This is a genomic window from Flavobacterium sp. (assembly GCF_039930565.1).
Taxonomy (GTDB): Bacteria; Bacteroidota; Bacteroidia; order Flavobacteriales; family Flavobacteriaceae; genus Flavobacterium.
In genome coordinates this window covers 60,212-70,274 of sequence record NZ_JBDTTP010000014.1, presented here as the reverse complement: position 1 = coordinate 70,274, position 10,063 = coordinate 60,212, and the positions used below count along the sequence as shown (strand labels likewise).

5 protein-coding genes are annotated in these 10,063 nt (G+C 36.4%); 1 reads left to right on the top strand and 4 read right to left on the bottom strand.

Going from position 1 to position 10,063, the window contains the following annotated elements; genetic code table 11:
• The 4 genes from ABI657_RS05890 to ABI657_RS05875 form a co-directional block, all read right to left on the bottom strand.
• Positions 1-1,108: acetyl-CoA C-acyltransferase (locus tag ABI657_RS05890; RefSeq protein ID WP_348096314.1), on the bottom strand; the 1,108-nt coding region annotated here is incomplete at its 3' end.
• 78 nt (positions 1,109-1,186) lie between these two features.
• A complete protein-coding gene (locus ABI657_RS05885) occupies positions 1,187-3,577 on the bottom strand; it encodes a 3-hydroxyacyl-CoA dehydrogenase/enoyl-CoA hydratase family protein (RefSeq protein ID WP_348096313.1) in 2,391 nt (796 codons plus the stop codon).
• A gap of 132 nt (positions 3,578-3,709) precedes the next feature.
• The gene (locus ABI657_RS05880) at positions 3,710-4,195 is read right to left on the bottom strand and encodes a MarR family transcriptional regulator (protein WP_348096312.1); all 486 of its coding nucleotides are present in this window, start codon (positions 4,193-4,195) and stop codon (positions 3,710-3,712) included.
• A 227-nt stretch (positions 4,196-4,422) separates the two neighbouring features.
• Positions 4,423-5,442, bottom strand: coding sequence for a WYL domain-containing protein (locus tag ABI657_RS05875; protein WP_348096311.1), 1,020 nt, complete (start codon positions 5,440-5,442; stop codon positions 4,423-4,425).
• 215 nt (positions 5,443-5,657) lie between these two features.
• On the opposite strand from ABI657_RS05875, the gene ABI657_RS05870 reads away from it, so the two are divergent.
• Positions 5,658-10,061: a PKD domain-containing protein gene (locus ABI657_RS05870; protein WP_348096310.1), complete on the top strand. Its 4,404-nt coding sequence runs from the start codon at positions 5,658-5,660 to the stop codon at positions 10,059-10,061.
• Positions 10,062-10,063 lie beyond the last annotated feature (2 nt).

Genomic DNA, 10,063 nt, shown 5'->3' with positions numbered 1-10,063 from the left:
CTCTGCGTTTCATCTCATCAAATAACTGAACAGAAAGTTTAGCTCCTGTACAACCCAGAGGATGCCCTAAAGCAATCGCGCCGCCGTTTACGTTTACGATATCAGGATTTAAACCTAATTCACGAATTAAAGCCAAAGACTGAGAAGCGAAAGCTTCGTTTAACTCAATTAACTCAATATCTTTCAATTCTAAACCCGCTTGTTTCAACGCTTTCGGAATTGCTTTTACAGGACCGATACCCATAATTCTTGGCTCCACTCCAGAAGACGCAAAGTTTACCAGTCTGGCGATTGGCTCAAGATTTAATTCTTTTACCATATCCTCGCTCATAATCAAAACAAAAGCAGCACCATCACTCATTTGTGATGAGTTACCTGCTGTTACACTTCCGTCAGCAGCAAAAACAGGTTTTAATCCTGCTAAGGCAGCAACAGAAGTTCCGGCTCTTGGACCTTCGTCTTGTTTTACAACGTAAGACTTCGTTTCTTTTTTGCCATTTTCATTAATGAAAGTCTGATCAACAGTAATCGGAACGATTTGTTTGTCGAATTTCCCCTCAGCCTGCGCTTTCAACGCTTTCATGTGAGAGTTGTAAGCAAACTCATCCTGATCTTCCCTCGAGATTTTGTATTGGTTAGCCACCGCTTCAGCAGTTAAACCCATTCCCCAGTAATAATCTTCGTGACCTGCAGCAGCAACTTTATAATCCGGAGTTGGTTTGTAACCTCCCATAGGAATAAAACTCATACTTTCTGCACCACCAGCGATAATACAATCTGCCATTCCGGATTGGATTTTAGCAGTTGCCATTCCGATAGTTTCTAATCCGGATGCGCAATAACGGTTAACAGTAACCCCAGGAACATCTTCTACTTTTAGTCCCATTAAGGAGATCAAACGTCCAACATTTAGTCCTTGTTCTGCTTCCGGCATGGCATTTCCTACCATAACGTCATCGATACGTTTTTTATCAAAATCAGGCAGTTCGTCCATCATAAACTGAATCGTTTCTGCAGCTAATTCATCAGGTCTCTTAAATCTAAAAACCCCTTTTGGAGCTTTTCCTACCGCAGTACGGTAAGCTTTTACTATATATGCTGTTTTCATAATTATTATTTTGAATTCTGAATTTTAAATTTTAAATTATTTCAAAGACATTTAAAATTCATAATTTATAATTTAAAATTAGTTGCGAAGTGGTTTCCCTTTAGTTAACATATATTGGATTCTCTCCAAAGTCTTACGCTCAGTACAAAGCGATAAGAAAGCTTCACGTTCTATATCCAATAAATATTGTTCAGATACTAAAGTTGCTTCAGATAAATCACCACCAGCCATTACGTAAGCCAGTTTGTTAGCGATTTTTTTATCGTGCTCAGAAATGTATTTTCCCGCTTCCATTTGGTCCGTACCAACTAAGAACATTCCAAGCGCTTGTTTTCCTAATACTTTCACATCCGTTCTTCTAATCGGTTGTGTATAGCCTGCTTCAGCCATTAATAAAGCATGTTTTTTAGCCTCAGCGATCTGACGATCTTTGTTGACTACGATAACATCTTTTCCATGTTGCAAAAGTCCGGTATCAAAAGCTTCATAACCAGAAGTAGATACTTTTGCCATAGCGATAGTCAAGAAATACTCCTGAAGAACGTTTAATTCCACGTCATTTTTGCGGAATAAATCAGAAGCTCTTAAAGCCATTTCCTTAGATCCGCCACCACCAGGAAGTACACCAACACCAAATTCAACTAATCCCATATAAGTTTCTGCAGCAGCAACCACTTTATCAGCGTGTAAGCTCATTTCACATCCACCGCCAAAAGTCATTCCGTGAGGTGCAACCACAACTGGAATTCCAGAATAACGAACGCGCATCATAGTGTCCTGGAACATTTTGATTGCCATGTTCAATTCGTCATATTCCTGTTCCACCGCCATCATGAAAATCATTCCGATATTGGCTCCAACAGAGAAATTCGCTGCCTGGTTTCCAATAACTAAACCTTGGTATTCTTTTTCAGATAAGTCAATTGCTTTGTTGATAGCCTGAAGTACATCGCCACCAATAGTATTCATTTTAGATTGGAATTCTAAGTTCAAAATTCCATCTCCTAAATCCTGAATGATTGCACCACTATTGCTCCAAACTTTTTTGCTTTCGCGGATGTTGTTCAGAATAATAAAGGAGTCTTGTCCAGGAACTTTTACTTGAGATTTTGTTGGAATATTATAGAAATAAGTAGCTCCTTCTTTTACAGAGTAGAAGCTTTCACTTCCTGAAGCCAACATTTCGTTAACCCATGCAGCTGGTTCTAAACCTTCAGCTTTCATTATTTCAATTCCATTGGCAACACCAATGGCATCCCAGATTTCGAATGGGCCATTTTCCCATCCAAAACCAGCTTTCATCGCATCATCAATTTTGTATAATTCGTCTGAGATTTCAGGAATTCTGTTGGATACATAAGCAAACATTCCGGCGAAACTCTTACGGTAGAATTCTCCCGCTTTGTCTTTTCCTTTAACCAAAACTTTAAAACGATCGATAGGTTTATCAATTGTTTTTGTTAATTCTAAAGTTGCAAAATTTGCTTTTTTAGCAGCACGATATTCTAATGTATCTAAGTCAAGAGTCAAAATATCTTTGTCTACTTTTTTGTAAAAACCTTGTCCTGTTTTGCTTCCCAACCAATTATTTTCCATCATTTTTGTGATGAAATCAGGAAGCTTAAACAATTCGTGTTGTTCGTCAGTTGGGCAGTTTTCGTAAATACCATTGGCAACGTGTACCAAAGTATCTAAACCAACAACATCAACAGTACGGAAAGTAGCCGATTTTGGACGACCAATCACAGGACCTGTCAATTTATCCACTTCTTCAATTGTCAATCCCATTTCTTTTACCAAGTGGAATAAACTCTGAATACCGTAAATACCAATTCTGTTTCCGATAAACGCCGGAGTATCTTTAGCAACAACCGAAGTTTTTCCTAAGAATTTAGATCCGTATTCGTTTAAGAAATCCAATACTTCAGTTGAAGTTTTTGGACCGGGAATGATTTCAAATAATTTTAAGTAACGCGCAGGGTTAAAAAAGTGGGTTCCGCAGAAGTGTTGTTGAAATTCTTCGCTTCTTCCTTCGCTCATAAAATGAATTGGAATACCGGAAGTGTTTGATGTAACCAAAGTTCCCGGCTTGCGGTACTTTTCAATTTCTTCAAAAACCGTTTTTTTAATATCCAGACGTTCCACTACAACTTCAATAATCCAGTCAACATTGGCAATTTTTGCCATATCATCAGTCGTATTTCCAGTCGTAATTCGGCTGGCGAATTTCTGACTGTAAATAGGAGACGGTTTCGATTTTAATGAATTCGCCAGGTGATCGTTTACCAATCGGTTGCGAACAGCTTTACTTTCAAGTGTTAATCCTTTTTTAGCTTCGGCTTCTGTCAACTCGCGGGGAACGATGTCAAGCAGTAAAACTTCAACACCAATGTTGGCAAAATGACAAGCTATTCCTGAACCCATAATTCCGGATCCAATTACAGCGACTTTTTTAATTGTGCGTTTCATATTTGTTAATTTTATTTTCTATTGGTCAAATATGTTATCGCTTTTTTATTATTTTGGAAAAAATTTAATGTGGGCGATTTCATATTAGATATTTTGTTTTTATTTGAATTTGAATGTCCTCAATAATTAAGGTTATTCTTTTTCTGTGGTTTCTGTTTGCTTCGCCAGTTCGCTGTCGCTCGTGTGATTAAATATGTTTTTGTCCTGAATCAATTCGTTGATGATTTCAGAAACTTCTATAAAATGTTGCAGCTTTTCGTCTGAAACATGTTTTCTAACCGTTTCATTAAATTTCAGAACCGTATTTTTAGATAAATCTCTTTTTTCTTTTCCAAATGGCGTCAGGTAAATCAATACGCCGCGTCCGTCAGTTGGATTTTTTTTGCGGACAATCAAACCTTTGTCTTCCATAGATTTTAATGTCCGGGTAAGGCTTGTCGCTTCCATTCCCATTCTTGGTCCTAAAGCTGTTGATGGAGTTCCTTCTTCCTTATCGATGCTCAAAAGTGCAAATCCGGTAGCCATCGTAGCGTCGTATTTTGCCGCTTCTTCATTATACATTCTTGAAACAGCCTGCCATGTTGCTCTCAAAATATAATCTATTGTTTTGTCTTTCATAGGTAACTATATCGATTTCAAATATAAACAAAAAATACTATGCACGCATATAATTTTTTGATAATTTTTTGGTTATTTAAAAAAAATCTCTGAATCAGAGGGTTTTATGGTTTAATTAAATTGAAATATACTATTCTTTTTTTATGTTTTAAAAAATTTGAAGGCGTAAAAATTATTATAAAGCTAAAAGCATCCTTAAATTTCTAATTCTGTAAATAGAATCCTGCTTAACTTGGTTCTTCATATTTTTGCAATGCTTTCCGGAGCATTGTTTTCATTCTGTTTCGTAAGTTCTCCGGTTTTAAAATCTCAATACCAAAGCCAAAACCTAATAAAAGCCGTTCCATTTCGTAATTGGGAGCAATAAACAAATGCACAATAATGCTCTTGTCTTCGTTCTCTTTTATCAGTCTTTGCGTGTGGTGTAATGGTTTCGTAAGAACATAAGGCGCATTATCAGCATCAATCCAGAGTTCAATTTTTCTGGGCTGTAAACCGGAATTTACCGTTACCCCAATGACATTTTTATAAAATAAATCGGCATCAAAATCCTCTTCCAGATAAGGCATATTGAAATCGTAGTCAATCGAAATAATCCTGTCCAGTGCCAGATTGCTCACAGGAGCAGCCGTTTTTTTCTTCCCCACCAAAAACCATCTGTTATTAAATTCCTTCAGGATAAACGGGTGAAAATAAAACTTATTTTCCTCTCTCGACTTAAACGATTTGTACGTAATCACAAGTGCCACTTTTTTAATAATCGCCTGATAAATTTCATCCAGATAATGCAGCCCTTTTAAATTTTCGTTTTTATCCAGATAAATGACCGGTTTCGTATGCGACTTTTCAGAATAGATTTTATCCTCCAGGCGCTGCAAAATATCCGATACATCGCTAAATAAAGAAAAATCCTTAAACTGTTTCAGCATCGAAACCGTTTCGGTCAACACATTCATATCGGTTTCCGTCAGTGGAATATCGGTTATCGTAAAATCCTCATCCTCATATTTATAATACTTTTTATCGTACACTATAATAGGTGCATTATACCCCAGTTTTTCACTTCGCATCAGCTGAATATCCATCTGAATCGTGCGTTTGCTAATCGGGTTTTCTCTTCCTTCATATTCAAACAAAGCTTCAGAACAGCATTCAATCAAATCCTCCAAAGTCCATTGCCGGTATCTGTTTTGCAGACATTTATCAATCGTCTTGTACCGAATTAAGGCGTTTTTATTTTGTGACATATTTCCAGCTCGTTGTAGATTTATAAGTTAGTTTTAAACTAAATTTTGTATAAATATTTTTTAAATGATAAAAATACACTTTTAACAATACTGCGCAAATTAATTGCGTACGAGATATTTTAGATACATTTAAAAAATGCGTATTTGTACTATTCTTTTGTAAAAATAAAACACATACTTTTACCCACTTTAACAGAAACATTTAATTCTACTCTATGGGTAAACTTTACTTATTGTACTTCTATATAATATTAATACTCAGCACTTCAGTTTATGGTTTTGATAAAACCGAAAAAAATAAAGCTGTTAATGAAAATTACAAAGCGTTAATTGTACCCCCAAGTGTAGATTTTACCTTTACTAATAATGATGCTTGTTCCGGAACTCCTGTTACATTTAACTCTGTTATAATTGGAATTGGACCTTTTAAATACTCATGGAATTTTGGGGACGGAACACCTAATTCAACAGAAATTAATCCAAGTCATATTTACACGGCTTTAGGTTGTGGATTTCAAAATTTTTCTGTTACTCTTACTGTTACAGATGCAAATGGGGAAGTAAATACAAAAACAACCACTGTTTCGGTAAAACAAAAACCGGATTTAAAGTTTACTGACCAAAATAATCCCGGATCCAATAAGCCTTTTGAAAGATGTGGAGATAATAATTCAAATCCTAAATATACGATCAATGTTGGAAATAACTCAACTTCATCCGGATGCATAGCTGCTTACAATGTAGATTGGGGTGATGGGAGCTCAGAAGCAAATGTAATATTTCCTAAAACACATGAATATCAAAAGTTAGGTTCTTTTAATATGATCATAACGGGCAATGGAACAAGTGGTTGCAGTAATTCGATTACTTATGTGGTTAAAAACTCAAATAACCCAATTGGTGCTCTTATAGCACCGGGTAATACAACCAATTTATGTATACCTGTGGCTCCAATGGATTTTGCAATAGGATCATGGGGATTAAATCCATCAGACACGAATTATCAGGTTAATTACGGAGACGGAACTAATCAAAGTTATAGTCAGGCGCAATTAGAAAGTTCAATATATTATAATAAATTAAATCCCCAGGCATCTCAAAATTTTCCTGTACCTCATAAATTTACAAGAGCTAATTGTCCGTCGGGTAATACAGTTACCTTAACCATAACCACATCTTGCGGCAGCACCTATCTTACTGCCGGACCAATTATTATTTTAGATGTACCTGTTATAAGTTTTTCTGTTCAATCTGTGGCATGTGTTAATACGGGAGTATATTTCAATAATTCAACTTATGCCGGTTATACTAATGGCTGTAGTACCGTTAATGTTTATACCTGGGATTTTGGCGATGGAAGTCCGCTATCAAGAGAGGTGAATCCTTATCACATATATACTGCACCAGGTAAATATAAAGTTACATTGAATGCAACCACACCTTGTGGAGTCGGATTGCCGGCAGTCACGCAAAATATATGTGTAGAACCAATATTACAGCCAAATTTTACTTTTGGAAATGCGTGTGCTTCAAGTAACCTTCAAATGACCAATACTACAGACACAAGTTTAAGTTGTGGTACGGAAAGTTACAATTGGGAGGTTTATTATTATGCTGAAGGTTTTTGCGGCAAGGAAACATCACCAGGATCAGCAAGAGGACAATGGAATTTTGCAGAAGGAACTTATTCATCCTCGAAAGATCCAGTTTTCAATTTTGTGACGCCAGGTACTTATTATGTCAGATTAACAGCCTGGAATACATGTGGAATAATTCCACGATATATTGAAAAACAAATACAGGTCAAAAAACCACCGGTTATAACTTTAGATCCTATTTCAGATTTTTGTAACTCTGCAACAATAAAACCTGTTGGTAAGGTAGAACAAACCTGTTCTCCCGGTAATGAGATTACTTATCTGTGGAGCTTTCCTGGCGGAACACCCTCATCATCGACTTCGCTTGATCCGGGATCTATTAATTACACTACTAGCGGAAATTACCAGGCAAGTTTTAGTGTTAACAACAGTTGTGGTACAACTACAAAAACGGCAAATTTTTCGGTAAATACTGTTCTTTCGCCCATTATAACTGCTAAAACATTACAAATATGCAGTGGCTCTTCTTTTCAGGTTACGCCTTTTACAAACGGAACAGATAATGTACCAGCTGGAACGACCTATATTTGGTCTGCGCCGGTAGTTTCACCTGCTGGAGCAATAAGTGGAGTAAATGCCCAATCAAGTCCCGTAACAACTATTAGTCAGTTTTTAACCAATAATACAAACAGTCCGGCTACAGTTACTTATACGATATCGCCGATATCCAAAGTTTGCCCCGGACCTGATTTTACAATTACGATTACTGTCGATCCTTTGATAAAAGTGGTTGAATCTATAAAAACGATTACTTGTTTTGGCTCAACTGACGGATCAATAACAATAACGGTAGCTGGTGGGATTCCTTTCACATCAGGAAATCCGTATACCTTTTCCTGGACAGGTCCTAACGGATTTACAAGTTCTGATCAAAATCTTATTGACTTAAAAACAGGTACTTATAATTTAAGGGTTTTGGATAATGGAAAATGTCCTTTTACAAAAAGCTATTATGTGAGTGAACCTGGTAAATTTCAGGTTTCAGGAGAATCTAAGAATGATATAACCTGTTTTGGTTTAAATGATGGAAAAATTAATTTAAACATAACTGGCGGTACTCTGCCTTATAATTTCGTTTGGACAAAAGACGGAATTGCATATCCGGTAAACTCTGGCAATCTTTCAAATCTGGCCCCTGGCGTTTATGATGTAACCATTACAGAAGTAAATAATTGTGATATATTAAAGAGAAGTTTTACCATTATTGAACCACCTTTATTAGAACTAACCTATGTAAGCCAGGTTAATATTTTATGTTATGGATATTCCACAGGTGAAATAAACGTGACTACAACAGGCGGTAGATTTACAGAAACATCTCCGGGCGTTTTTAATTACAGATACCGATGGACAGGACCAAACGGGTATACAAGTACAGTACAAAATCCGAGAAACTTATTTGCAGGAACTTATAATTTAACAGTTACCGATAATTCTGGCTGTACGGATAATTTGCAAGTCATTTTGCTTCAGAACGATGAGATAAAACTAATCCACACCCAAACCGAAATAGCTTGTTATAACTATGCAGACGCATCGATAACTATTAATAGTATTACTGGCGGAGTTCCGTTTGCAACCGGCGATCCTTATATTATAAAATGGAGCAATTTAGGTTCTGGTCTTGTGCAAAATAATTTATCTGCAGGAACTTATATAATTACGATTACAGATTCTTTAGGCTGTCCAAAAGTATTTACCATAGTTATAGACAATGCGCCTGTTTTTGCGATTAATCCGGATGTAAGACAAATATCTTGTTTCGGTCAGAAAGATGCTCATATCCGATTAAATCTCGTTGGAGGCAAAACTCCGGTAAGTTTGGTTTGGGATGATGATCCAACGGCAGGGATTGAAAGAAATAATATTGGAAAAGGAAAATATACAGTAACGATTACCGATGCCAAAAATTGCATAATAAAGGAATCTTTCATCATCGTAGAACCTTTATTGCTGGAAATAAGAGGAGATGTTTCTAATCCTTTGGATTGTGTAAAAGCAGATACCGGTGCCATAAATTTAGTAGTAACTGGCGGTACACAACCTTATTCATACAGTTGGTCGAATGGACAAAGAACCGAAGATTTAGTGAATCTTGTACCAGGAAATTATACCGTTATTGTTACTGATGCTAACGGTTGTAAACAAACGGAAACCTGGAAAATTACAAGATTTGACCAGCTTACACCTACAATAGAAGTTTTAACCGACTTTGATTGTGTTACCAAATACGTCAAACAAACATTCGTTGGACACGTAAAAGGCGGCATTCCACCTTACACATTAAGCTGGTCAGACGGAGTTGTGACAGGTGCCAATAATGAAATTATGAATACCGAAAATAATGGGTTAATTATCTTTAGTGTTACGGACAGTTTTGGCTGTAAAGCCGACTATTCATACAATGTAGATACGCCGGTTTTGGGTCTGGCAAATTTTTCAACAGGCTCTTATGGTAAAGAAATGTTTGATTTATATTCTATTTATGATCCCGTAAAATTCACCAATCTGGCGACAGGTGATTTTACCAGTACTTCATGGGATTTTGGAGATGGTAATTTTTCAACCGAAGAAAGTCCGGAACATATTTATACCAGAGTCGGAACCTACACAATAAAACAAACGGTTAATTATCCTTTTGGATGTCAATATACCTATAGCGCGACAATAGTAGTTGAAAAAGGATACAGCCTGATTATGCCTAATGCGTTTACACCAAACAATGACGGCTTCAATGATACATTTGCACCCGTATTTTTAGGATTGTCAAACATTACGCTGGATGTTTTTGATACCTGGGGAGCTGTTGTATATTCAGAATCGGGCATAAATATTCGAGGTTGGAATGGAAAAGTAAAAGATCTGGATGCCGAAAATGGTAACTACTATTACAAAATTACCTTAAAAACATTTTATGAACATACGGTAGTAGAAAAGGGAGCCTTCACATTAATTAAATAAGC